General features: G+C 58.0%; 21 protein-coding genes. 13 read left to right on the top strand and 8 right to left on the bottom strand.

All coding sequences use genetic code 11. The features are described from left to right. From ACIP1X_RS07720 to ACIP1X_RS07700, 5 genes are all read left to right on the top strand, one after another. On the top strand, positions 1-2,152 hold a 2,152-nt coding region (locus ACIP1X_RS07720), incomplete at its 5' end, for a YgiQ family radical SAM protein (RefSeq protein WP_400750823.1). A gap of 340 nt (positions 2,153-2,492) precedes the next feature. Then, on the top strand, positions 2,493-5,786 hold the full coding sequence (locus ACIP1X_RS07715) for a DUF2126 domain-containing protein (RefSeq protein WP_400750821.1): 3,294 nt from the start codon (positions 2,493-2,495) through the stop codon (positions 5,784-5,786). Between the two features lie 70 nt (positions 5,787-5,856). After that, positions 5,857-8,343 (top strand): circularly permuted type 2 ATP-grasp protein, encoded by a 2,487-nt coding sequence (locus ACIP1X_RS07710; RefSeq protein ID WP_400750818.1) that lies wholly within the window; start codon positions 5,857-5,859, stop codon positions 8,341-8,343. Then, the gene (locus tag ACIP1X_RS07705) at positions 8,343-9,233 is read left to right on the top strand and encodes a transglutaminase N-terminal domain-containing protein (protein WP_400750816.1); all 891 of its coding nucleotides are present in this window, start codon (positions 8,343-8,345) and stop codon (positions 9,231-9,233) included. Before ACIP1X_RS07710 ends, ACIP1X_RS07705 begins: the two co-directional genes overlap by 1 nt. Positions 9,234-9,366: 133 nt before the next feature. Next, a complete protein-coding gene (locus ACIP1X_RS07700; RefSeq protein WP_400750813.1) occupies positions 9,367-9,744 on the top strand; it encodes an NUDIX domain-containing protein in 378 nt (125 codons plus the stop codon). A gap of 72 nt (positions 9,745-9,816) precedes the next feature. Here the strand turns inward: ACIP1X_RS07700 and ACIP1X_RS07695 are convergent, their stop codons facing one another. Together ACIP1X_RS07695 and ACIP1X_RS07690 are read right to left on the bottom strand one after the other, a co-directional pair. Continuing rightward, complete coding sequence (locus ACIP1X_RS07695; RefSeq protein ID WP_158836123.1) at positions 9,817-10,005, bottom strand: hypothetical protein; 189 nt, start codon at positions 10,003-10,005, stop codon at positions 9,817-9,819. Positions 10,006-10,072: 67 nt separating this feature from the next. After that, positions 10,073-10,660 (bottom strand): TIGR00730 family Rossman fold protein, encoded by a 588-nt coding sequence (locus ACIP1X_RS07690; protein ID WP_400750810.1) that lies wholly within the window; start codon positions 10,658-10,660, stop codon positions 10,073-10,075. Positions 10,661-11,000: 340 nt separating this feature from the next. Between ACIP1X_RS07690 and azu the strand changes: the two genes are divergently transcribed. Beyond that, a complete protein-coding gene (gene azu / locus ACIP1X_RS07685) occupies positions 11,001-11,447 on the top strand; it encodes an azurin (RefSeq protein WP_053116784.1) in 447 nt (148 codons plus the stop codon). Positions 11,448-11,667: 220 nt separating this feature from the next. Continuing rightward, positions 11,668-12,579, top strand: coding sequence for a hypothetical protein (locus ACIP1X_RS07680; RefSeq protein ID WP_400750807.1), 912 nt, complete (start codon positions 11,668-11,670; stop codon positions 12,577-12,579). A 165-nt stretch (positions 12,580-12,744) separates the two neighbouring features. On the opposite strand, the gene nadE is transcribed toward ACIP1X_RS07680, so the two are convergent. From nadE to ACIP1X_RS07655, 5 genes are all read right to left on the bottom strand, one after another. Then, the gene (gene nadE, locus ACIP1X_RS07675; protein ID WP_400750805.1) at positions 12,745-13,572 is read right to left on the bottom strand and encodes an ammonia-dependent NAD(+) synthetase; all 828 of its coding nucleotides are present in this window, start codon (positions 13,570-13,572) and stop codon (positions 12,745-12,747) included. Between the two features lie 4 nt (positions 13,573-13,576). After that, positions 13,577-14,800, bottom strand: a complete 1,224-nt coding sequence (gene pncB, locus ACIP1X_RS07670; protein ID WP_053116787.1) for a nicotinate phosphoribosyltransferase — start codon at positions 14,798-14,800, stop codon at positions 13,577-13,579. A gap of 49 nt (positions 14,801-14,849) precedes the next feature. Further along, on the bottom strand, positions 14,850-15,104 hold the full coding sequence (locus ACIP1X_RS07665) for a hypothetical protein (RefSeq protein ID WP_400750802.1): 255 nt from the start codon (positions 15,102-15,104) through the stop codon (positions 14,850-14,852). Further along, a complete protein-coding gene (locus ACIP1X_RS07660; protein ID WP_053116789.1) occupies positions 15,097-15,366 on the bottom strand; it encodes a hypothetical protein in 270 nt (89 codons plus the stop codon). Before ACIP1X_RS07660 ends, ACIP1X_RS07665 begins: the two co-directional genes overlap by 8 nt. Positions 15,367-15,499: 133 nt before the next feature. Beyond that, positions 15,500-16,966, bottom strand: coding sequence for an alanine/glycine:cation symporter family protein (locus tag ACIP1X_RS07655; protein ID WP_400750799.1), 1,467 nt, complete (start codon positions 16,964-16,966; stop codon positions 15,500-15,502). 173 nt (positions 16,967-17,139) lie between these two features. Between ACIP1X_RS07655 and ACIP1X_RS07650 the strand changes: the two genes are divergently transcribed. Beyond that, on the top strand, positions 17,140-17,949 hold the full coding sequence (locus ACIP1X_RS07650) for a helix-turn-helix transcriptional regulator (protein WP_212544912.1): 810 nt from the start codon (positions 17,140-17,142) through the stop codon (positions 17,947-17,949). An 82-nt stretch (positions 17,950-18,031) separates the two neighbouring features. On the opposite strand, the gene ACIP1X_RS07645 is transcribed toward ACIP1X_RS07650, so the two are convergent. Beyond that, positions 18,032-18,931, bottom strand: coding sequence for a LysR family transcriptional regulator (locus tag ACIP1X_RS07645; protein WP_400750796.1), 900 nt, complete (start codon positions 18,929-18,931; stop codon positions 18,032-18,034). 163 nt (positions 18,932-19,094) lie between these two features. Between ACIP1X_RS07645 and ACIP1X_RS07640 the strand changes: the two genes are divergently transcribed. From ACIP1X_RS07640 to livM, 5 genes are all read left to right on the top strand, one after another. Beyond that, positions 19,095-20,585: an aldehyde dehydrogenase family protein gene (locus ACIP1X_RS07640; protein WP_053116793.1), complete on the top strand. Its 1,491-nt coding sequence runs from the start codon at positions 19,095-19,097 to the stop codon at positions 20,583-20,585. Between the two features lie 204 nt (positions 20,586-20,789). Then, positions 20,790-22,073, top strand: a complete 1,284-nt coding sequence (locus tag ACIP1X_RS07635; RefSeq protein WP_400750793.1) for an NAD(P)/FAD-dependent oxidoreductase — start codon at positions 20,790-20,792, stop codon at positions 22,071-22,073. 368 nt (positions 22,074-22,441) lie between these two features. Next, positions 22,442-23,575 carry an ABC transporter substrate-binding protein gene (locus ACIP1X_RS07630; protein WP_053116795.1) on the top strand — a complete coding sequence of 378 codons (1,134 nt, stop codon included), beginning with the start codon at positions 22,442-22,444 and terminating at the stop codon, positions 23,573-23,575. 240 nt (positions 23,576-23,815) lie between these two features. Continuing rightward, positions 23,816-24,730 carry an ABC transporter permease subunit gene (locus tag ACIP1X_RS07625; RefSeq protein WP_053116796.1) on the top strand — a complete coding sequence of 305 codons (915 nt, stop codon included), beginning with the start codon at positions 23,816-23,818 and terminating at the stop codon, positions 24,728-24,730. Between the two features lie 3 nt (positions 24,731-24,733). Continuing rightward, positions 24,734-26,019 (top strand): high-affinity branched-chain amino acid ABC transporter permease LivM (livM, locus tag ACIP1X_RS07620; RefSeq protein WP_400750790.1); only part of this gene is annotated, 1,286 nt, incomplete at its 3' end.

The following is a 26,019-nucleotide window of genomic DNA, read 5'->3' as shown; positions in this document are numbered from 1 at the left end:
GTTCGGCATGGCGATCATTGGCCGGCTGCTGGAGTCGCAAGGCTTCCGTGTCGGGATCATTGCCCAGCCAAACTGGCAGTCCAAAGACGACTTCATGAAGCTCGGCGAGCCGAACCTGTTCTTCGGCGTTGCAGCGGGCAACATGGACTCGATGATCAACCGCTACACCGCCGACAAGAAAATCCGTTCCGACGACGCCTATACCCCGGGCGGTATGGCCGGCAAACGTCCGGATCGCGCGAGCCTGGTCTACAGCCAGCGCTGCAAAGAAGCCTACAAAAATGTGCCGATCGTTCTCGGTGGCATCGAAGCCTCCCTGCGCCGCATCGCCCATTACGACTACTGGCAGGATCGCGTGCGTAACTCGATCCTGATCGACGCCTGCGCCGACATTCTGCTGTACGGCAACGCCGAGCGCGCGATTGTCGAAGTCGCCCAGCGTCTGTCCTACGGCCACAAGATCGAAGACATCACCGACGTGCGCGGCACCGCGTTCATTCGTCGTGACACGCCGCAAGGCTGGTACGAAGTTGACTCGACGCGCATTGACCGTCCGGGCAAGGTCGACAAGATCATCAACCCGTACGTGAATACCCAGGACACCCAGGCCTGCGCCATTGAACAGGAAAAGGGCCCGGTCGACGATCCGCAGGAAGCCAAGGTTGTACAGATTCTGGCCAGCCCGCGCATGACTCGTGACAAGACCGTGATCCGCCTGCCGTCGATGGAAAAAGTCCGCGGTGATGCGGTGCTTTATGCCCACGCCAACCGCGTGCTGCACCTTGAAACCAACCCGGGCAACGCCCGCGCGCTGGTACAGAAGCATGGCGAAGTCGACGTCTGGTTCAACCCGCCGCCGATTCCGATGACCACCGAAGAAATGGACTACGTGTTCGGCATGCCTTACGCGCGCGTTCCGCACCCGGCGTACGGCAAGGAGAAGATCCCGGCCTACGACATGATCCGATTCTCGGTGAACATCATGCGCGGCTGCTTCGGTGGCTGCACCTTCTGCTCGATCACCGAGCACGAAGGCCGGATCATCCAGAACCGTTCCGAAGAGTCGATCATTCGCGAGATCGAAGAGATCCGCGACAAGGTGCCAGGCTTCACCGGCGTCATCTCCGACCTCGGTGGCCCGACCGCGAACATGTACCGCATCGCCTGCAAAACGCCGGAAATCGAATCCGCGTGCCGCAAGCCGTCCTGCGTATTCCCGGGCATCTGCCCGAACCTGAACACCGACCACTCGTCGCTGATTCAGCTGTACCGCAGCGCCCGTGCCTTGCCGGGTGTGAAAAAGATCCTGATTGCCTCCGGCCTGCGTTATGACCTCGCGGTCGAGTCGCCGGAGTACGTCAAAGAGCTGGTGACCCACCACGTCGGCGGTTACCTGAAGATCGCCCCGGAACACACCGAGGAAGGTCCGCTCAACCAGATGATGAAACCGGGCATTGGCAGCTATGACAAGTTCAAGCGCATGTTCGAGAAGTACACCAAGGAAGCGGGCAAAGAGCAGTACCTGATTCCGTACTTCATCGCCGCCCACCCGGGCACCACCGACGAAGACATGATGAACCTGGCCCTGTGGCTCAAGGGCAATGGCTTCCGCGCCGACCAGGTGCAAGCGTTCTACCCGTCGCCGATGGCCACCGCCACCGCGATGTATCACTCGGGCAAGAACCCGCTGCGCAAGGTCACTTACAAGAGTGACGGCGTGAATATCGTCAAGAGCGAAGAGCAGCGTCGTCTGCACAAGGCGTTCTTGCGTTATCACGACCCGAAAGGCTGGCCGATGCTGCGTGAAGCGCTGATCCGCATGGGTCGCGGCGACCTGATCGGTTCGGGCAAGGATCAACTGATCCCGACGCACCAGCCGACCACCGACAGCTACCAGAGCGCCCGTCGCAAGAACTCGACGCCTGCTGGCAGCCATAAAGTGGCGAAAGAAGGCAAAGAGAAGACCACCAAGATCCTCACCCAGCACACCGGTCTGCCACCGCGTGCCAGTGATGGTGGTAATCCTTGGGACAAGCGAGAGCAGGCCAAGGCTGCGGCATTTGCCCGCAATCAACAGGCTGCGAAAGAGCGTAAAGACGCCGCGAAAGGCAAAGGGCCGAAACCGACCCGCAAGCCGGTCGTTCCGCGCTAAGTTGCTTTTTAGCTGAACAGAACGCCAACCTTCGGGTTGGCGTTTTGCGTTTCAGGGTTCAAGGAAATGTGTTGAAGCTACTGACGCCTTCGCGAGCAAGCCCGCTCCCACAGGGGCGCGCATTCCAAATGTGGGAGCGGGCTTGCTCGCGAAGAGGCCAGCTCAGACACCTCATCAACCCCTGCCCGCCACATTTAGGCGCAACTTCGCCTAACCATTTCCCCGCATCGCCCGATTTTGGTGCTGTACTGCCCTAAGCATTCCGGGAAAGCGCCCAAGCCTCTGCATGGCATAAGTCTTGCGCGCTTTCGAATACGCTTAGGCTCGCAGGAGGCACGCCGTGTCGATTCATGTCGCATTGCATCACGTCACGCATTACCGCTACGACCGCGCTGTCGAACTCGGCCCGCAGATCGTTCGCCTGCGCCCGGCTGCCCACAGTCGCACGCGGATTTTGTCGTATGCGCTGAAAGTCTCGCCCGAGCAGCACTTCATCAACTGGCAGCAAGACCCGCAGGGCAACTACCTTGCGCGGCTAGTCTTTCCTGAGAAAACCGATGAGTTGCGCATTGAAGTCGATCTGCTGGCCGAAATGGCCGTGTTCAATCCCTTCGATTTTTTCCTTGAGCCCTACGCCGAGAAAATCCCTTTCGCCTACGCCCCGGACGAACGCAAAGAGTTAGCGCCGTATCTCGAAACCCTGCCACTGACGCCAAAATTCAAAGCCTATCTGGACGCCATCGACCGCACGCCGCTGCCAGCGGTGGACTTCCTCGTCGCACTCAACCAGCGCCTCAGCGAAGACATCGGCTACCTGATCCGCATGGAACCGGGTGTGCAAACCCCGGAGCACACCCTCGAACACGCCTCAGGCTCTTGCCGCGACTCGGCGTGGTTGCTGGTGCAACTGCTGCGCAACCTCGGCTTGGCCGCGCGATTTGTTTCCGGTTACTTGATTCAACTGACCGCCGATGTGAAAAGCCTCGACGGCCCGTCCGGCACTGAAGTGGATTTCACCGACCTGCACGCCTGGTGCGAAGTGTATTTGCCGGGCGCCGGCTGGATCGGCCTTGATGCGACGTCAGGGTTGTTCGCCGGTGAAGGGCATATCCCGTTGGCCTGTAGTCCCGATCCGTCCTCGGCGGCGCCGATCAGTGGCTTGGTCGAACCCTGCGAATGCGTGTTCAGCCACGAAATGTCGGTCGAGCGGATCTGGGAGGCGCCGCGCGTCACCAAGCCTTACACCGATGAGCAATGGCTGGCGATTCAAGCGCTGGGCCGGCAGATCGATGCGGATCTGTTAGCCGATGACGTGCGCCTGACCATGGGCGGCGAGCCGACTTTCGTGTCCATCGATGACCCGGACGGCGCCGAGTGGAACACCGCCGCATTGGGCGAGGACAAGCGCCGTCTCTCTGCGGAACTGTTCCAGCGCATGCGCAAACACTACGCACCGAAGGGCCTGGTGCATTTCGGTCAGGGCAAGTGGTATCCGGGCGAACAACTGCCGCGCTGGTCGCTCAACTGCTACTGGCGCCGCGACGGCGTGCCTGTCTGGCACAACGATGCGCTGATCGCTGACGAGCAGCAGGATTACGGCGCCACAGGTGAATTGGCCGGGCGTTTTCTCGCCAGTGTCGCCGAACGCCTGAAATTGCCTACACGTTTTGTGTTCCCGGCTTACGAAGACAACTTCTATTACCTGTGGCGCGAGGGCACGCTGCCGAGCAACGTCAGCGCTGAGGATTCGCGTCTGGAGGAGCCGCTGGAGCGCGCACGCCTGCGCAAGGTCTTCAGTCAGGGTCTGAACAAGGTGATCGGCCAAGTGCTGCCTCTGGCGCGCACAGCCAAGGGCGATCAATGGCAAAGCGGCCGCTGGTATCTGCGCGATGAGCACTGCCGTCTGGTGCCGGGGGATTCGCCGCTGGGTTATCGCCTGCCGCTCGGTTCGCAGCCGTGGGTAAAAGCCGCCGAGTATCCGTTTATTCATCCTCAGGATCCGAATCAGGATTTCCCCGAGCTGCCGCAAACCACCCAACTCAACCTTCACGGCGAACCGGCGACGTCTGATGAGCGCGCGCCAAAAATCGACGAATCCGCCGATTGGCTGACCCGCACCGCGTTCTGTGCCGAAGCCCGCGAAGGGCGTTTGTACCTGTTCATGCCGCCGCTGGAGCGGGTCGAGGATTATCTAGAGCTGGTTGCAGCGATCGAGGCCACCGCCGAAGAACTGCATTGCCCGGTATTGCTGGAAGGCTACGAGCCGCCTAGCGATCAACGCCTGAGCAACTTCCGCATCACCCCCGATCCGGGCGTGATCGAGGTCAACGTGCAGCCCTCGGCGACATGGGACGAGTTGGTCGAGCGCACCGAGTTCCTCTATGAAGAAGCGCGGCAAACCCGCCTGACCACCGAGAAATTCATGATCGACGGCCGCCACACCGGTACCGGCGGCGGCAATCACTTTGTGCTCGGCGGCGCAACGCCGGCGGATTCACCGTTTCTACGACGTCCGGATCTGCTGCGCAGCCTGATCAGTTACTGGCACAACCATCCATCGCTGTCGTACCTGTTTTCCGGATTGTTCATCGGCCCGACCTCACAGGCGCCGCGCGTCGACGAGGCACGCAATGACGCGCTGTATGAGCTGGAAATCGCTTTCGCGCAGATGCCGGAGCCGGGCGAGGAATGCGCACCGTGGTTGGTCGATCGATTGCTGCGCAACTTGCTGATCGACGTCACCGGCAACACCCACCGTGCCGAATTCTGTATCGACAAACTGTATTCGCCCGACGGCGCCACGGGGCGTCTCGGTTTGCTGGAATTGCGCGCCTTTGAAATGCCGCCGCATGCGCGCATGAGCCTCGCTCAACAATTATTGCTGCGGGCGCTGGTCGCACGGTTCTGGCGCGAACCTTATGCGCCAACGAAACTGGCGCGCTGGGGCACTGAGTTGCACGATCGCTTCCTGTTGCCGCACTTTATCGAGCAGGACTTCGCCGACGTCATCGTCGAACTGAACAACGCCGGTTATCCACTGCGGGCGGAATGGTTCGCGGCGCATCTGGAGTTTCGTTTTCCCAAGGTCAGCGATTACGCCGTCAATGGCATCGAACTGGAACTGCGCCAGGCGCTGGAACCGTGGCATGTGCTGGGCGAGGAGGGCGCGGCGGGCGGCACGGTGCGTTATGTCGATTCATCGCTGGAGCGTTTGCAGGTCAAGGTAAAAGGCTTGCCGCCGCAGCGTTATCTGCTGACCTGTAATGGCATCGCGGTGCCGTTGCACCCGACCGGGCGCGTCGGCGAATTCGTCGCCGGTGTGCGTTACCGCGCCTGGCAACCGGCCAACTGCCTGCAACCGACGATACCCGTACATGCACCGCTGGTATTCGACCTGCTCGACACCTGGATGGGTCGATCACTGGGCGGTTGTCAGTACCACGTCGCGCATCCCGGCGGGCGTAATTACGAGACGCTGCCGGTTAACGCTAACGAAGCGGAGAGCCGGCGTATGGCGCGATTCTTCCGCGTCGGACACACGCCAGGGAAACTTCCTATACCGAAGGTGGAAATCACTGACGAGCTACCGATGACAATCGATTTACGACGTTTCCAAATCGTACGCGACGCTTAGATTTTTCGTATATCCGGGCGTCATGTGCCTGCGTTAGTCTGACCGTTCCTTGCTGTCTGCCGAGCTTTCCATGCCTGACCTGCTAGACTGCTACCCGCTCACGGCGGGCACTTATCACGAACTGCTCGACGGCAGTGGAGCGGTGCGCCCGCATTGGCAGCGGCTGTTCGATCAGTTGCAGCGCAGCAGCCCGGCGCAACTGCTGCAGCGGCAAGCATTGCTGGCGCGGCAGATTCAGGAAAACGGCGTTACCTATAACGTCTATGCCGACCCCAAAGGCGCGGATCGGCCGTGGGAACTGGATCTGCTGCCCCATGTGATTGCGGCGGATGAATGGCAGCAGTTGTCGGCGGGGATCGCTCAGCGGGCGCGTCTGCTCAATGCGGTGCTGGCGGATCTTTATGGCCCACAAAAGCTGATCAGTGAGGGGTTGCTGCCGGCGGAACTGGTCTTCGGCCACAACAATTTTCTCTGGCCGTGTCAGGGCATTGCGCCACCGGAAGGGGCTTTCCTGCATCTCTACGCGGTGGATCTGGCGCGCACGCCGGACGGCCGCTGGTGGGTCACGGCCGATCGTACTCAGGCGCCATCGGGTGCCGGTTATGCGCTGGAAAACCGCACCATCGTTTCCCGTGCTTTCCCCGAGTTGTACCGCGACCTGAAGGTGCAGCATCTGGCCGGTTTTTTCCGCACCTTGCAGGAAACCATGGCCCGTCAGGCCCCGTGCGACGATGATGCGCCGCTGATCGTGTTGCTGACGCCTGGGCGTTTCAACGAAAGCTATTTCGAACATTTGTACCTGGCTCGCCAGCTCGGTTATCCACTGGTCGAGGGCGGCGATCTGACCGTGCGCGATGCCACGGTCTACCTGAAAACCCTCAGCGGCCTGCGTCGGGTACACGCGATCATGCGGCGGCTCGACGACGATTTCTGCGACCCGCTGGAGCTGCGCACGGACTCGGCACTCGGCGTGCCCGGACTGCTTGAAGCCGTGCGTCAGGGCCGTGTGCTGGTGACTAATGCGTTGGGTAGCGGCGTACTGGAATCGCCGGGGTTGCTGGGGTTTCTGCCGAAGATCAATCAATACCTGTTCGGCGAAGAACTGATCCTGCCATCGATTGCCACGTGGTGGTGTGGCGAGGCGCCGGTGTTGGCGCAGGCGTTGGAGAAACTTCCGGAACTGTTGATCAAACCGGCATTCCCATCACAAACCTTCGCGCCTGTGTTTGGTCGTGATCTGAGTGAAAAGCAGCGTCAGGCGCTGGCCGAGCGCATGCAGGCGCGCCCTTACGCCTACGTCGCGCAAGAATTGGCTCAGCTGTCCCACGCGCCTATCTGGCAGGCTGAGAACGGTCAGTTGCAACCCCGGGCTATCGGCATGCGCATGTATGCCGTGGCCAGTCGCGACGGTTATCGCGTGCTGCCCGGTGGCCTGACCCGAGTGGCCGCCGAGGCCGATGCCGAAGTGGTGTCGATGCAGCGCGGCGGCGCGAGCAAGGACACCTGGGTGTTGGGCGAACGCGCGCCGAGCGGTGAGCAGTGGAAAACTCAGCGCAATGTCGGCGTGCACGATCTCGTCCGCCGCGATCCCTATTTGCCGTCGCGGGTGGTGGAAAACCTGTTCTGGTTCGGCCGTTATTGCGAGCGCTGCGACGACAGTGCGCGCTTGCTGCGCATCATGCTCGCGCGATATGTCGACGGTGATGACCCGCAAGCGTTGCAGGCTGCGGTCGATCTGGGTGAACGGCTGGCACTGTTGCCGGACGAAGGCGAATTGCCTGAACGCCTTTTGGCGGCATTGCTCGGCGAAGATTGGTCATTCAGCCTGCGCTCCAACCTGCAACGCTTGCAGTGGGCGGCTTCGCAGGTGCGCGGCAAACTTTCGCGGGAAAACTGGCAGGCACTGGTCGAGTTGCAGCGCGAAGCGATGGAGCTGGATACCGACGAGCCGGACTTCGGCGAGTTGCTGGATTTTCTCAACCGACTGGTGATGTCGCTGGCGGCGCTGTCTGGGTTTGCCCTCGACGACATGACCCGCGATGAAGGCTGGCGCTTTCTGATGATTGGCCGGCGCATCGAACGTCTGCAATTCCTCAGCAGCAGTCTCGCGGCATTTTTGCGCGGCGCCGGCGCTTTCGATCAGTCGGGGCTGGAATGGCTACTGGAACTGGGTAACAGCAGCATCACCTATCGCTCACGGTATCTGGCGGTGGCGCAATTGATCCCGGTGCTGGATCTGTTGCTGCTGGATGAGCAGAACCCGCACGCGGTGTTGTTCCAGCTGAAACTGGTGACGCGCACGTTGAAGCGCCTGAACGAGGATTTCGGTGCGCCGCGGGAGGCTGGGCTGCCGCAATTGGTCGAGCGGCTGGCGCGTTTCGATCTGGGCTGTCTGGAAAATCCGCTGTTCGGTGACACCAGCGTGCGCGCGGCGCTCAATGGTCTGGCGGATCTGCTCCAAGAGATTGCCGAGGCCAGCGGGCAAGTCTCGGATCGTCTGGCCCTGCGCCATTTCGCTCACGTCGATGATGTCAGCCAACGCACGGTGTCCGTCTGATGAGCGCGCATTACCAGATCCTCCACGACACCTGTTACCACTACGACAGCCCGGTGTCGCTGGCGCAGCAATTGGCACATCTATGGCCACGCGATTGTGCCTGGCAGCGCTGCACCGAACAAAAATTGCTGATCAGTCCGGAGCCGACGGCGCGCCGCGATGAACTGGATGTGTTCGGTAATCCGCTAACCCGACTGGCGTTCGAGCGCCCGCATGATGAATTGCAGGTCAACGCGCGGCTGACGGTGGAAGTGCTGGCGCGGCCGGCGCTGGATTTCCAGCAGTCGCCGGCGTGGGAACAAACCCGCGATGCGCTGACCTACAGCAGTCTGCCGTTGTCCGCCGAGATACTTGAGGCGTGTCGATACCGCTTTCAGTCACCGTATGTGCATTTGAAGCGCAGCTTCGTCGAGTTCTCGCAAAGTTGTTTCCCTGCGGGGCAGCCATTGATGCTCGGTGTGCAGGCATTGATGCAGAAGATTTTCAGCGAATTCACCTTCGATGCCGAAGCGACCCAAGTGGCGACGCCGCTGGTAGAAGTGCTGGAGCGCCGGCGCGGGGTGTGTCAGGACTTTGCGCACTTGATGCTGGCGTGTGTGCGCTCGCGAGGTTTGGCGGCGCGTTATGTCAGTGGTTATCTGCTGACTCAGCCGCCACCGGGGCAGCCACGCCTGATCGGCGCCGATGCGTCGCATGCGTGGGTGTCGGTGTTTTGCCCGGTGCTGGGCTGGGTGGATTTCGATCCGACCAATAACGTGCAGCCGGCGCTGGAGCACATCACGCTGGCCTGGGGTAGGGACTTTTCAGATGTTTCGCCGCTACGCGGGGTAATCCTCGGCGGCGGCAACCACGACCCGGAAGTCCGCGTCACCGTAATGCCGCTGGATTAACGCAAATTAAACTGTGGGAGCGGGCTTGCTCGCGAAAGCGGTGTCTCAGTTACATACGAGCAGACTGACTTGACGCCTTCGCGAGCAAGCCCGCTTCCACAATGGTTCTGTATTGGCAGAGGAGGATTTTCTGATGTTCCCGGCATCCATCAAAGGCGTCCTGCAAACCCCTGAGGGTCTGATCGTATTGATGCTCAACGAGCGGGACGAATGGGAATTGCCCGGTGGCCGCATCGAGTTGGGCGAAACCGCACCCGAATGTCTGGCCCGGGAAATTGCCGAAGAACTGGATGTCCAGGTGTCAGTGGGTGAGCCGCTGGATTCGTACCTGTTCGAGGTGATCCCCGGCAAACACGTATTCATCTCAACCTACCGCTGCCAGCTACTGGGCGGATTCGTGCCGACGATCAGTCATGAACACAAGGAGATCGGCCTGTTCAAACCGACAAAGTTGCCGGAGAACCTGCCCAAGGGTTATCGCGATTCGATTGGTAAAGCGCTTGGGTTGTGAAGGCCGGCGGTGAAACCGCCAGCCCCGTCACAAATCCGCAGGGCCTGATTCGATCATCAAACCCGGTGGGGTTCAGGCGTCAGGCGCCTGATCTTTCGGTGCTTCGGTTGCGTCAACATCATCTTCTGTTGCCACTTCACCCTCAGGGTTCAGTGCTGCTTCTTCAGCGGTTTGCTTCTTGCGCTGAAGCTTTTCCTCTTTCTTCTGTTCCTTTGCCAAGTCGCGTTGACGTTTGGCGAAGGAGTAATTGGGTTTGGCCATGGGCGTTCCTCTAGGTCGAAGGTGAGGTTGAGCGGCGCGTATTCTGCCCTGTATCGGCGTCCGAGGGTTAACCGGGTTTTTGATCGACCCACTTTGGCGTGATGGTCGGCTTCCAGTTATCCAGGGCGTCGAGCAGCGTTTGCGGCGATTCGCTCACTTGCAGCATGTCACGGTGTGGCGCGCGAACGAAGCCTTCGCCGACGATGTGGTCAAGAAAAGCAGTGAGTTTGCTGTAAAAACCGTTCACTTCGAGCAAACCCAGCGGCTTGCCGTGGTAGCCGAGCTGGCCCCAGGTCCAGACTTCAAACAATTCTTCCAGCGTGCCGAGGCCGCCGGGCAGGGCGATAAACGCATCGCTGAGCTCCGCCATCCGCGCCTTGCGCGCGTGCATGCCGTCGACCACTTCCAGGCGAGTCAGGCTTTTGTGACCGATTTCCTTGTCCATCAGGCTCTGCGGAATGATGCCGATCACTTCGCCACCAGCGGCCAGCGCGGCGTCGGCGACAATCCCCATCAAACCCACGGCGCCACCGCCGTAAACCAGCGTCAGCTTACGCTCGGCGAGGGCTCTGCCTAACGCAACGGCCGCTTCGGTGTAAGCCGGATCAGTACCGGCGTTGGCACCGCAAAACACACAAACGGATTTCAGAGACATGCTTTTCTCCTGGGTCAATCCGACACAGGGTAATGGCTGGCACGCCTCGATCCAAGGGCTAAACTTCGCGTTCCGGTGTTTCAAAGGTACCGCTGGCGCCACAGGCGTAGGCGGCGAGCAAACTGCACAACAGACCGTTAAAGAACATGACAGGCACTCCGTTTCAGTAGATGCGCCGATCATAGGGCGGGGCGGGAATTCTGGCCGTTAGATTGTGTCGATGAGTGTCATAGCCTGAAAGTTGTATACAATTTTTGACGCAAGTCATAGGAACTTGCGAAGATTTCAGGCAGTCTTTCCACCATTAGTGTTTTTGTTAACCCTGCCTTGGAGATTCACCATGTTTTCCAAAGTTGTTGCGGTATCCCTGCTGGCGCTGGCCAGCAGCCAATTGATGGCTGCCGAGTGCAAAACCACCGTTGACTCCACCGATCAGATGTCCTTCAACACCAAGGAAATCGTGATCGACAAGAGCTGCAAAACCTTCACCGTCGAACTGACCCACTCCGGCAGCCTGCCGAAGAACGTCATGGGCCATAACCTGGTGATCAGCAAAGAAGCTGACATGCAGCCAATCGCTACCGACGGTCTGGCCGCCGGCATCGACAAGAACTACCTGAAAGACGGCGACGCTCGCGTAATCGCCCACACCAAAATCATCGGCGCCAAAGAAACCGATTCGCTGACCTTCGACGTATCGAAGCTGGACGCCGCTGAGAAGTACGGCTTCTTCTGCTCGTTCCCAGGCCACATCTCGATGATGAAAGGCACTGTGACGCTGAAATAATCAGCCGCTTAAACTTTAAAAAACGCCGCTGCGAGGTTATCGCAGCGGCGTTTTTTTGTGGCTGGAATGGGTGTTTTTAGTGAAACATCAAGCATGGCCCACTGGTCGGAAAAGCATCGATACCTGTAATTTCTGACAGTAGACACAAATCTTGATCCTGAGTCTGATGGGTACGCACTCGCATCACCGGGCGCATCCATTCCGAAAAAGGAGTTTTCGTATGACCGATCAAGAGAGATTGCCTGACCCGCGTACTTTGATTAGCTCGCTGGATAAAATCGCGAAAGTGAGCTCGACTCGAATTGAAAGCATCACCAATGGTAAGGGCGAGCCCATCGACAATGGTGGCGTAACCGATAATTCTGATTTGTCTTTCGTTGGATCGGCTCAACCAAGCCAGTACGCGCAAATACTCGACCATGGAGTTGGGACGCACCCCGCTGTATGGGTCGACGAAAACGGACATTTCAGTGCCTTTTTGCCCAACGAAACTTCGGGTGAGCATGCATATACCGTTCAAACGATGGATGGTCATAAGTCGGATGTCTGGCGTGTTTTCATCGGCAAGGCCACGGAAGCAGACATTGATTCGGTTAACGACAGCAATGGCAATCTAATCGAAAGAGGCGGGTTCACATGGGATACCGAGTTGAACTTCGTCGGCTTTGGGGTGAGCCACACGAAAGTGAAACTCTACGATAACGGGAATTATCTTCAAACGCTCAATGTCGACGGTAATCGCCATTGGAGCGCCTTGGTTCAGGACCTGGTGACAGGGCTTCACCAGTTTACCGTGCTTGGGCCTGACGGAATTTTATCCCGACCTTGGGTTACCGAGGTCAAAGAGTCAGCTCCGCTTGCGATCCAGTTCGTCATCGATTCAAATTTCAAACTGCTCGGAAACCACGAAAAAACAAAGGCTACGACGGTGACATTTGTTGGCACGGCAAATCCGAATGAAAAAGGGTTTCTCGCTGACTACGACAATGACGTGGCTTCAATCCAGGCAGACTCAAATGGAGTTTTCATAGTGACGGCTCATGATTTGGCAAAGAAGGTTCATACCTTCAGGATCAGGACTTATGAGAATCGAGTGTCCGCCCCTTGGATTGTTCGAGTTGTCGCTTTCTGAGTTCAACAGACGGTTACCCGGCCAATAAAAAAGCGTCCCTTGGGACGCTTTTTGCTTTCTGTAGGAGCTGCCGAAGGCTGCGATCTTTTGATCTGGTTTTGAAGATCAGGATCAAAAGATCGCAGCCTCGTTTCACTCGACAGCTCCTACAGGCTCCGCCGCGACTTATGGGGCGAATGGCATCACACGCTTGTGATGGGTTTTGTTGTAGGTGTCGACGATGATTTTGAAGGCTTCCTCGCGCACCGGCTCGCCGTGCAGGAACGCATCAATCTCGGCATACGTCACGCCATGCGACGCTTCGTCCGGTTTGCCCGGCGACAAATCTTCAAGATCCGCCGTTGGGACTTTCTCGACCAGCGATTCCGGCGCGCCGAAGCTGCGGGCAATCGCGCGCACCTGATTTTTCACCAGACCGCTCAGCGGGGCCAGATCGCAGGCGCCGTCGCCAAATTTGGTGAAGAAGCCCATCACCGCTTCCGCCGCGTGGTCAGTGCCGATCACCAGGCCGTGCGCTGCGCCGGCGATGGTGTATTGAGCGACCATGCGCATCCGCGCCTTGGTGTTGCCGAGCACGAAGTCCACCGACACGGCGTGTTTGCCTTCGAACGCGGCGACTTCGCTGGCCAGCGACTTCACGGCCGGGCCGATGTTGACGGTGTGGCGTTCGTCCGGGGCGATGAAATCCACCGAGGCCTGGGCGTCGTGCTCGTCGAACTGGGTTTCGTACGGCAGGCGCACGGCGATGAATTTGTAGCTGTCGTCGCCGGTCTGGTCGCGCAGCTCACGCATCGCGCGCTGGGCCAACAGGCCTGCGGTCAGCGAATCGACGCCGCCGCTGATGCCGAGCACTAGCGTCTTGAGCCCGGAATTGACCAGACAATCCTGAATAAAGGCGATGCGCCGGGCGACTTCGGCCTGCAGGGCTTTGTAGTCGGCGAACGGCGGTTGCACTTTGAGCTGTTCAGCAATCTCACGCTGTACGGCTTGCATGAATTCACTCCTTGCTAGATGAACTGGAATCGGCAGGAACCTGGAACACGTGTCGCAAGTAGGCGACGAAATTCGGGTCTTTGCAGTGGGACTTGCCTGGCTCGTCGGAGATCTTCGCCACCGGTTGGCCGTTGCAGGCAGTCATTTTAAGCACGATGCTCATCGGTTCGACACCCGGAATGTCACAGGTGAGGTTAGTGCCAATGCCGAAGCTGACGTTGATCCGGCCGTGCAGCGCGCGGAAGATCTCCAGCGACTTGGGCAAGGTCAGGCTGTCGGAGAACACCAGCGTCTTGCTCATCGGGTCGATGCCGAGCTTGTGGTAATGCGCGATGCATTTTTCGCCCCACACCACCGGATCCCCGGAGTCGTGGCGTAAACCGTCGAACAGCTTGGCGAAGAACAGATCGAAATCGCCGAGAAACGCATCGGTGGTAATGCAGTCGGTGAGGGCGATGCCCAGCAAACCCCGGTACTCACGCACCCAACAGTCGAGCGCGGCGATCTGGCTGTCGATCAACCGTGGGCCGAGTTGCTGGTGGGCCATGATCCATTCGTGGGCCATGGTGCCCAGCGGTTTCATGTCCAGTTCACGCGAAAGATGCACGTTGCTGGTGCCGACGAAACGCCCGGGGAAATCGTGCTTGAGCACGTTCACCACTTCTTCCTGCACACGGTAAGAAAACCGGCGGCGGGTGCCGAAATCGGCTACTTGCAGTTGCGACAATTCGTCGGCCGAGGCGTTGGCGGTCAGCCAATCGAATTTGCGGTAGAGCTGCTCGCGGGCCTGTTCGAGCACGGTTTCGCGGTAGCGATAGCGGTTGCGCACTTCGCTGACGATCGCCAGCAGCGGCACTTCGTAGAGGATCACATGCAGCCACGGTCCGCGCAGGCGGATGAACAGCTCGCCGTTCTCGATGCCGGTGTGCACGTAGCGCAGGTTGAAGCGGAACAGACCGAGGAATCGCAGAAAATCCGGTTTCAGGAAAGAGATACGCTCAAGGAAATTCAGTTGATCGGCGCTCAGGCTCAGTTCGGCCAGGCGCTCGATCTGATAGCGGATCTCGGCCAGGTACGGGCGCAGATCCTCGCTGTTGCGGCATCGGAATTCCCATTCGACTTCAACGTTGGGGTAGTTGTGCAGCACCGCCTGCATCATCGTCAGTTTGTAGAAGTCGGTGTCGAGCAGGTTCTGCACGATGCGATCGGCAAACACACTCTCGCTCATAAACGGTCTCCAGGTGCGCCGCGCTGTGGCGCGGTAAAAATCAATGGCGCTAGTGGCGCATATCAGTGGTGGGGATTGCCAGCGCTTTTTTGCTCTCGGGTGAAAGATCCTCTGAGGTCATGCATCTCAGTCCACAAAATTTAGCTATTTTCGGTTGCGCCTCAAGTGCAGCTTGAATGACTTGTTCGAGTTGTGCCCCGCTTTTTAAATAATCGGCCAGCAGGGAGTGTTTAGGTATCAGATTGATTTCAACTGCTTTAACCAAAGCAGCCCTGAGCATTTCTTGGGTTACGATTTTATACATGAATGACGCCTCCTTTGAAGGTGATCTGTTCCAGTGTGTCGACGCCGTCCTGAAGTAGCACGTACGCTGGAAGTATTAGTTTATAAAAATCAGAATCGTTGGTGCCCTTGAGGGTGACTAATGTGAAGGCCTCCAAAAGACCTGCGGAAGCGCGGATTCTGAAACAGGCATCTTCAAATAACTGATTGGGTGTGGCATGTGAGTCTATGAAGTATGTCGGCGTATCAGTTGCATTGGCTTTGAGGGGGTAAAAGCGATTCATGGGATAAACTCCTTCTGTTTGTTCCGGGCGTGACGGCTCGAAGAAAGCAGGGTTCTTGAGGGTTTATTTTTAGGTGGTTTTGATGTAGTGGCTGCAAAGCCATTAATTGATTTAATGACTTTGCATGTTCTGTTTAACGTTTGGCAGTCTGTTTGCTGGTGCTCGAAGAAATAACGTTCTCGCTATGAGTATTTATGTCTGGGCAGCTATATCCCGGCGGCCAGGCCAAAAGATCGATATCCAGATCCGGGAATTTACTTGAGTCGAAAATGGGCTTCTTGACTCCGGCACGGCGTTGTTCGTCGTAGTCGCGCACAACACGCATGCTGATGTTGAAGAGCAAGAACATTGCTACCAGGTTTACAAGCGCGAGCAGTGTCATAGTGATGTCTGCAAACGCCAGAACAGTGGACAGGTCTTCGACGGAGCCCCAGTACACTAAAATCAATACCAGCGCACGGTACAAGAGCAGCGTCTTTCGAGGCTCACCCAAGATGAACCGCAAGCTGTTTTCTCCCAGGTAATAGTTGTAAAGCATCGCCGTGAATACGAAGAGCGCAAGCACGACGCTGATAAACATCCGTCCCCATTCCCCAACGACGGCGGCGAGCGAATTTTGTGCCAGCGCAATCCCGTCACCTTCAAATCCTGGTGTGTAGAAACCCGACAGCAAAATCAGTAGCGCGGTACAGGTGCAGATTATGAATGTATCGATGAAGACACTCAGGGCTTGCACGACGCCTTGTGCAACCGGGTGGCCGATCTTCGCTACTGATGCGACATTTGGAGCGCTTCCCAGTCCTGCCTCGTTGGAGAACACTCCGCGTCTCACCCCCATGATGATTGCGCTGCCCACCAGCCCGCCAAAGGCCTGATCCAGACCGAACGCGCTGTTGATAATGGTCATGAGCATCGCCGGAACCTGGTCGAACTGTAGAACAATCACGTAGGCTGTCACGCCAATGTAGGCGAGAACTTTAATAGGTACCAGAAGGTCAGCAACTGCCGCTATGCGCTTTATCCCGCCAATGAAAACGACCCCCAGCAACAGCGCAAGTCCGAGCCCTGACCAGATCGGCGCCACGCCAAACGCATCTTTTAGTGAATGCGATACCGCATGCGATTCGAGGCCGTTGATCGCAAACCCAAAAGTCACCAGCAATAGTACGGCTGCGATCATGCCGAGCCAGCGCTTGTCCAGACCGTGCTGGATGTACCAGGACGGGCCCCCTCGGTAGAGGCCTTTGCCATCGCTACGCTTATAGAGTTGTCCCAGCGTACATTCGAAGAAACTGCTCGACATACCCAGAAGAGCAGTCATCCACATCCAGAACACTGCGCCGGGCCCGCCCATGCTTACCGCGATCCCGACACCGACGATATTTCCCGTGCCGACTCGCCCGGCAAGGCTGAGCATAAGCGCCTGAAATGAACTCAAGTGATGGCTGTTGCCGCGCCAACTGCCGAGTAATACGCCAAACATATGGGGGAAATACCTCAACTGAACAAATCCGGATCGGACAGTGAAGTAGCTTCCCAGGCCAAGCACTAAAGGTATTAATACCTTGCCTGAGAGAAAGTCGTTGATGATGTCTAGCATTCCAAGCTCCTTGCTTTGTTAGTGCTGGCGAATTAATGGTGTCGCCAGTCCTGAAGCCTTTCAGGAGTCGTAATATCCAGCCATATTTCATCCGATGCAATTTCGCAAGTTGCTCAAATGTGATGCTGGTTGCTGCTATGGTGAGTTCTCCTAGGTTTCTTGCTGAGTGATTTATGTGTGAATTTTTTTCCGCAAACTTGAGGTTTCTGTGTAGTCACTACAGATCTGTCGCAGAGGTCTGTAGGAAGGTTCGTATTAATCGTGGGCAATTTAATAAGTATCTTTGTGGGAATAGTATGCCCGCACCTTTTAACCTCAAGCGGATTTGCGATTTTTTTGGTGTGGAAGAGTTTGAAATGCGCCTGCCAAGCGAGCAGTTCATTGCATTGATTGGCGTAAAAACCAGCAAAGCCAGGCTCTTCGATGAAGAAACAGTGTCACAAAGAGTTTTGAAACACCTGCGCAAACAATCCTCACCAGAACTGAAGGCTCACACGGGGTATTACCACGAGTACTACCATGCGATGACTGAGCCGGGTTCCATTCTGTGTTCACTTGTGCATGTGCGGGAAGAAGGCGATGACATAGTGTATGAACGAAATGAGCAGTTACAGATGTCTGGGGTAGAAGGTGGGTTTGAACGATATCGATATAAAGGTGTTGCTTATTACCTGCGAGATCGCCTTTTTTTCGTAGATTATGAATCGCTGACTTCAAACGAAATCAGTCAAACTATTCTCATCCCAAGTTTCAAAAGCTGTATTACACGGTTAAATGGATTGAAGCTTGGCGTTTCGGCTGCTGATCATCGCGCGCCTTCCTGTTCAAGGGTGGTCTGGGAATATCTGGGACAGGAAATTGATCGGGCCGCAGCCTATCGTCGTGTCCGGTTGTACAACCCTGATGATTGCGCCATTGATGCCGATCTGCGTGCGCGTCTCGCCCAGGCTCAGGTTGTGGATGGCCTGTTTGTGATCGTATGACAAATTTTCGTAGGAACTGCCGCAGGCTGCGATCTTTTGATGTTGGTTTTGAAGATCAAAAGATCGCAGCCTTCGGCAGCTCCTACAGGGGATAGTCGATCTGTTCGAGCATCCATTTGACGAAATCCCGCACCTTGGGCACTTCCGCCGCATGCTCCGGGTACGCGAGGTAATAGGCGTCAGTGCTCGGCATCGCATGCTGCCAGGGAATGACCAGTTTGCCGTCGGCCAATTCCTCTTCCACCAGAAACCTTGGCAACAGCGCCACACCGCATCCCACTTGGGCGGCGCGAATGCACATATAAAAGGTTTCAAAACGTGGGCCGTGATAGCTGTGTTCGGTCTGGTAGCCCTGACTGTCGAACCAGTCGTGCCACGCCTGTGGGCGCGAGGCGTTTTGCAGCAAGACCAGATCGGTGAGTTGCGTCGGATCAGTGAACGGCGTATCCGGCAGGCTGCTCGGAGCGCACACCGGCACCAGTTCTTCGCTGAACAACTTCAGGCATTCAGTGCCCGGTCGCGAGCCTTGACCGTAATAGAAAGCCAGATCACTGCGCCCTTGCAGCAAATCATCGGCCTCTTGCTCGTTGCACAAATCCAGATGAATTGACGGATGGCGCAAACGCCAGCCTTTCAGGCGCGGCACCAGCCAACGCGCGCCGAAGGTCGACGGGGTCGATACGCGTAGGACTTCGGTCTCGCCGCCGTAGGAACGCAGGTAATGCGTCGACATCTCCACCTGCGTGAGGATTTTTCGTACTTCCACCAAGTACAAATCCCCGGCCGGGGTCATCTGCAAACGTCGGCGCACGCGGAGGAACAACAAGTGTTGTAACAACTCCTCAAGCTGCGCGACCTGCTTGCTCACCGCACTCTGGGTCAGGTTCAGTTCCTCGGCGGCGCGGGTGAAGCTCAGGTGCCGGGTCACGGCCTCGAAGCATTGCAGGGCGGTGATCGAGGGCAAGTGGCGTTTGTTCAGCATGGCCGATCCTTTTCTTGTCTTTCTATGCTCAGCATGAATAAACGGAATGATATCTCGCGTAAAGGTCGTTTGTTGCCTCGCCATTGTGAAGCTACAACTAATGGCCTGCCCGGTCGTGAAATGGCGACCGCACACATTCAGTTTTTTGCTTGAGGAGTGACCCATGGTTGCCGCATTGCTTGATCGTCTTGGTGTGAACCCGGCCCTTTATCAGAACGGCAAAGTGCCGGTGCATTCGCCGATCGATGGCAGTCGCATCGCCGCCGTGAACTGGGAAGGCCCGGCCGAAGTCGAGCAGCACATCAGTCGCGCAGATCATGCGTTCGAGCAGTGGCGCAAGATTCCGGCTCCGCGTCGCGGCGAGCTGGTACGTCAGTTCGGCGAAGTGTTGCGTGAATACAAGGCTGACCTCGGCGAACTGGTTTCGTGGGAGGCGGGCAAGATCACTCAGGAAGGTTTGGGTGAAGTGCAGGAGATGATCGACATCTGCGATTTCGCCGTCGGCCTGTCCCGTCAGTTGTACGGCTTGACCATCGCTTCCGAGCGTCCGGGCCACCACATGCGTGAAACCTGGCATCCGCTGGGCGTGGTCGGTGTGATCAGCGCGTTCAACTTCCCGGTGGCGGTGTGGGCGTGGAACACCACGCTGGCGCTGGTCTGCGGCAACCCGGTGGTGTGGAAGCCTTCGGAGAAAACCCCGCTGACCGCACTGGCCTGCCAAGCGCTGTTCGACCGTGTGGTGAAGAATTTTACCGATGCACCGGCGAATCTTTGCCAAGTGATCATCGGTGGTCGCGATGCCGGCGAAGCGTTGGTCGATGACCCGCGTGTCGCCCTGATCAGCGCCACCGGCAGCACGCGCATGGGCCGCGAAGTGGCGCCGAAAGTCGCCGCGCGTTTTGCCCGCAGCATTCTGGAGTTGGGCGGCAACAACGCGATGATCCTCGGCCCAAGCGCCGATCTCGACATGGCGGTGCGCGCGATTCTGTTCAGCGCCGTCGGTACCGCCGGCCAGCGCTGCACCACGCTGCGTCGCTTGATCGCCCATGAGTCGGTCAAAGAAGAAATCGTCACCCGCCTGAAAGCCGCGTACTCGAAGGTGCGCATCGGCCATCCGCTGGAAGGCAATCTGGTCGGCCCGCTGATCGACAAGCACAGTTTCGAAAACATGCAGGACGCGCTGGAGCAGGCGTTGAGCGAGGGCGGTCGGGTGTTTGGCGGCAAGCGCCAATTGGAAGATCAGTTCCCGAATGCTTACTACGTGTCGCCGGCGATTGTTGAAATGCCGGAGCAGAGCGATGTGGTGTGCAGCGAAACCTTCGCGCCAATTCTGTACGTGGTTGGTTACAAAGATTTCCAGGAAGCACTGCGCCTGAACAACGCGGTGCCGCAAGGGTTATCGTCGTGCATCTTCACCACTGATGTGCGTGAGGCTGAGCAATTCATGTCGGCGGTGGGCAGTGATTGCGGGATCGCCAACGTCAACATCGGCCCGAGCGGTGCGGAGATTGGTGGTGCGTTTGGTGGTGAGAAGGAGACCGGCGGTGGTCGTGAATCGGGTTCGGATGCCTGGCGCGGGTACATGCGCCGGCAGACCAACACCGTGAATTATTCGCTGGAGTTGCCGCTGGCGCAGGGCATTACCTTCGACTGATTGATGAAATCTCCCCTGTAGGAGTGAACCTTTGTGGCGAGGGGATTTATCCCCGTTGGGCTGCGCAGCGGCCCTGAAAATCTAAAAGCGACGACTGCTTCGCAGCCGAACGGGGATAAATCCCCTCGCCACAGGTTTTCGTCACAGATAGCTTCGCTCCTACATTGAATTGTGTGTTTGGCAGGTTTCTGTTGGAGTCTGGCAATGCCGTTACGCGAAGAATGTCTGTGGGAAAAACTCACGCCGCAAAGGCCGGATAACTCCGCGCTCAAGGGTGAAGTCAAAGTCGATGTCTGCGTGATCGGCGCCGGGTTTACCGGGTTGTCGGCGGCGCTGCATCTGTTGGAACAAGGCAAAAGCGTCTGCGTGCTGGAAGCGCATCGCGCTGGCCACGGCGGTTCCGGGCGCAACGTCGGATTGGTCAACGCCGGCATGTGGATTCCACCGGACGAGATCGAAGCCGGTTTCGGCGAAGCGGTCGGCAGTCAGCTCAATCGCATGCTCGGCGCCGCGCCCGCGCTGGTGTTCAGCCTTGTGGACAAGTACAACATCGATTGCCAATTGCGCCGCGAAGGCACGCTGCACATGGCGCATAACGCCAAGGGCGAGGCCGATCTACGCAGTCGCGAGCAACAATGGAAACGTCGCGGCGCACCGGTCGAGCTACTCACCGGCAAGGCTTGCGAACAAGCCACCGGGACGCAAAAAATCGCCGCCGCGTTGCTCGATCGTCGCGCCGGCACGCTCAATCCGATGGCTTATGTCACCGGGCTGGCGAACGCGGTGCTCGGCCTCGGCGGGCAGATGTTCGACCATTCACCGGTCACTCGACTCGAGCGTCAGGGCGCGAAATGGTCGGTGCAAACCGAGCACGGTTCGGTGCTCGCCGAACAAGTGGTCATCGCCTCCAACGCCTACACCGAGGGCGACTGGACGGAACTCAAACGCAATTTCTTCCCCGGTTATTACTATCAGGTCGCTTCGGTGCCGCTGACCGAAGACGCTGCGCAGGAGATTCTTCCGGGTGGGCAAGGCTCGTGGGATACCCGCCAGGTGTTGAGCAGCATCCGCCGCGATAAAGAAGGGCGGCTATTGCTCGGCAGTCTCGGCAACGGTAATCAAAAACCGGCCTGGTTTCTCAAGGCCTGGGCCGATCGGGTGCAGCAGCATTACTTCCCGCAACTGAAACCCGTCGAATGGGAATGCACCTGGACCGGGCGCATCGCGTTTACGCCCGATCATCTGATGCGTCTGTTTGAGCCGGCACCGGGTCTGGTCGCTGTCACGGGCTATAACGGCCGTGGCGTCACCACTGGCACGGTGGTCGGCAAAGCCTTCGCCGATTACTTGTGCAACGGCAATGCCGAGGCCCTGCCAATACCCTTTGCACCGATGCAGCCCTTGGCGGGCGTGGGCTTGCGCAGTTGCCTGTACGAGGCCGGGTTCTCGCTGTATCACGCGGGCCAGTGCCTGCGCATCGTGATTTGAGTGTTGAATTATGTTGCCGGAAGCGGCGCTTTTCGATGCAGCGACTAGCCTGTAATGGTGCGGGTTGTAGCAGTCCCGCACCAGCAGTGTGCAGTTCGGTGACGCGCGCTGTTACAGGCTGGTTGCACGTCGTTTTGTGCCGCGGTTGCACTGATGGCGCATGCGGGTTGCGCCTGAAAAAATAAATGGTTTCACCTTCCGCGGTTTAGACGGTTGCACGCCCAATGAAAATGGGAACGAAACAGTCGAAATAACAAGAAAGCAGCGACTTTTTGAAGAATAAAAAACCGATGGCACGGCCCTTGCTCTGCGCATTCAGTGAAGTGAAGTCGCAGTGCCAACTAAAAAAAACCTTGGAGCACCACCTCATGTCCCAGACGTTTTACAAGAAAGGCTTTCTGGCCCTCGCAGTGGCTACTGCGTTGGGTGTTTCTGCGTTTGCTCAGGCTGATATCAAAATCGGTGTAGCGGGTCCAATGACGGGCGCCAACGCGGCATTTGGCGAGCAGTACATGAAGGGTGCACAAGCGGCGGCCGATTCGGTCAACGCGGCAGGTGGCGTCAACGGGGAAAAAATCGTTCTGGTCAAAGGCGATGACGCCTGTGAACCGAAACAAGCGGTAACGGTCGCCAAGGATCTGGTCAATCAGAAAGTCGCTGGCGTGGTCGGCCACTTCTGCTCGTCTTCCACCATTCCAGCCTCGGAAATCTACGACGAAGCCGGCGTAATCGCGATCACCCCGGGTTCCACCAACCCGCAAGTGACCGAGCGCGGCCTCAGCGCCATGTTCCGTATGTGCGGGCGTGACGACCAGCAAGGTATCGTTGCCGGCGACTACATCGTCGATGTGCTCAAGGGTAAAAAAGTCGTTGTGTTGCACGACAAAGACACCTACGGCCAAGGCCTGGCGGATGCCACCAAGGCCCAACTGGTCAAGCGTGGCGTGACGCCAGTGTTGTATGAAGGCCTGACCCGTGGCGAAAAAGACTTCAGCACCATCGTCACCAAAATCCGTGGCGCTGGCGCCGATGTCGTCTACTTCGGTGGTCTGCACCCGGAAGCCGGTCCGCTGGTTCGTCAATTGCGTGAGCAAGGCCTGAAAGACGTCAAGTTCATGTCCGATGACGGCATTGTGACCGATGAACTGGTAACCACCGCGGGTGGCCCGCAATTCGTGGATGGCGTGCTGATGACCTTCGGTGCCGACCCACGCATGCTGCCAGAGAGCAAGGCAGTGGTAGACGCGTTCCGCAAGGCCGGCACCGAGCCTGAGGGCTACACCCTGTACGCCTACGCTTCGGTACAAACCCTGGCCGCAGCCTTCAACGGCGCCAAGTCCAACAAGGGCGAAGAAGCGGCTGCCTGGCTGAAGAAAAACCCGGTGAAAACCGTCATGGGCGAAAAAGCCTGGGACTCGAAGGGCGACCTGAAAGTCTCCGACTACGTGGTTTACCAGTGGGACAAGGACGGCAAATATCACCAGTTGGAAAAACAGAAGTAAGGGCTGACGCGATTAGCTGAACGCCACAAACCCCTGTGGGAGCGGGCTTGCTCGCGAATGCGGGGTGTCAGTCACCATCAACGGTAGCTGATACACCGCATTCGCGAGCAAGCCCGCTCCCACAGGAGGTGGTGGCGATAGGCTGATCGTGGCTGACATTGCTCCGACGTAAATCTGTATTTTCCCTAGAAGAGCCGCACGTCCACAGGCGTGCAGGTTCTCACTGCGTGAGATTGCGTTATGGATGGTATTTTCCTGCAGCAACTGGTCAACGGTCTGACCCTCGGGTCGGTCTATGGCCTGATCGCCATCGGCTACACAATGGTCTACGGCATCATCGGCATGATCAACTTCGCCCACGGCGAGGTTTACATGATTTCTGCTTACCTGGCGGCAATCAGTCTGGCTCTGCTGGCGTACTTCGGTATCGAATCTTTCCCGCTGCTGATGCTCGGCACACTGATCTTCACCATCGTCGTCACGGCGGTGTATGGCTGGGTCATTGAGCGAGTCGCTTACAAACCCCTGCGCAACTCCACCCGACTGGCACCGCTGATCAGCGCCATCGGTATCTCCCTGATTCTGCAAAACTACGCACAGATCGCTCAAGGCGCGAAACAACAAGGCGTGCCAACCTTGCTGACTGGCGCGTGGCGTGTCGACATCGGCACCGGTTTCGTGCAACTGACTTACACCAAAGTCTTCATTCTGGTGGCCGCGTTCGTCGGCATGGGCGTACTGACCTACATCATCAAGTACACCAAGCTCGGGCGCATGTGCCGTGCCACTCAGCAAGACCGCAAAATGGCCTCGATTCTGGGGATCAACACCGACCGCGTGATCTCTTACGTGTTCATCATCGGTGCAGCCATGGCGGCATTGGCCGGTGTGTTGATCACCATGAACTACGGCACGTTCGACTTCTATGCCGGCTTCATCATCGGCATCAAGGCATTCACTGCTGCGGTGCTCGGCGGTATCGGCTCTCTGCCCGGTGCGATGCTCGGCGGGATCATTCTCGGGATTTCCGAGTCGCTGTTCTCCGGCCTGGTCAACTCCGACTACAAAGACGTGTTCAGCTTCTCGCTGCTCGTACTTGTTCTGGTCTTCCGGCCGCAGGGCCTGTTGGGCCGTCCTCTTGTGTCGAAGGTGTAAGCGATGTCTTCAACCACTAAAAAAACCATCGATATCAAAAAAAGTCTGGTTGAGGCGGTTCTTGCCGGCCTCATTGCCCTGATCGTATTCGGGCCGATTGTCGGCGTCGTCCTCGACGGTTACAGCTTCAACCTCGAATCGACCCGTGTGGCGTGGATCATTGGCGTTGTCATGATCGGCCGGTTTGCCCTCAGCCTGTTCTTGCAAACCCCCAAAGGCCTGAAAATTCTCGACAGCTTCGAGAGCACCGGGTCGGGTGTGCATGTGCTGCCGGCCGATCACAAATCGAGCCTGCGCTGGATCATCCCGCTGCTGATTGTGCTGGCCGTCATCGTGCCGTTTGTTTCCAACTCCTATTTGCTGGGCGTGGTCATCCTCGGGTTGATCTACGTGCTGCTGGGGTTGGGGCTGAACATCGTGGTCGGTCTGGCCGGTCTGCTCGACCTCGGTTACGTGGCGTTTTATGCCATCGGCGCCTACGGTCTGGCGCTCGGTTATCAGTACCTCGGTCTGGGCTTCTGGACGGTGCTGCCGCTGGCGGCGATCACTGCGGGCCTTGCCGGCTGCATCCTCGGTTTTCCGGTACTGCGCCTGCACGGCGACTATCTGGCGATCGTGACTCTGGGCTTCGGTGAAATCATTCGCCTGATCCTTAACAACTGGTTGTCGCTGACTGGCGGCCCGAACGGCATGCCGGCGCCACTGCCGACGTTCTTCGGTCTGGAGTTCGGCAAACGGGCGAAGGATGGCGGGGTGCCGTTCCATGAGTTCTTCGGCATCGCCTACAACCCGGACGTGAAGTACTACTTCATCTACGCGGTGTTGTTCCTCGTGGTATTGGCTGTGCTGTACATCAAACACCGTTTGGTGAAGATGCCGGTCGGCCGTGCCTGGGAAGCCTTGCGTGAAGACGAAATCGCCTGCCGTTCGATGGGCCTCAACCACGTGCTGGTCAAGCTATCGGCGTTCACCATTGGCGCGTCGACGGCAGGTCTGGCCGGTGTGTTTTTCGCCACCTATCAAGGTTTCGTTAACCCGACCTCGTTCACTTTCTTCGAATCGGCACTGATCCTGGCCATCGTCGTCCTCGGCGGCATGGGCTCGACCATCGGCGTGGTGATCGCAGCCTTCGTGCTGACCGTCGCCCCGGAACTGCTGCGCGGCTTCGCTGAATATCGCGTGCTGCTGTTCGGCATCCTGATGGTGTTGATGATGATCTGGCGACCACGCGGGCTGATCCGCATCAGCCGTACCGGGGTCACTCCACGCAAAGGTGCCATTCACTATGA

Origin of the sequence: Pseudomonas sp. NPDC088885, from assembly GCF_044750025.1 — a bacterium.
Classification (GTDB): domain Bacteria; phylum Pseudomonadota; class Gammaproteobacteria; order Pseudomonadales; family Pseudomonadaceae; genus Aquipseudomonas; species Aquipseudomonas rustica.
Note: the sequence above shows the minus strand (reverse complement) of the source record. Positions and strands in the feature narration are given on the sequence as shown.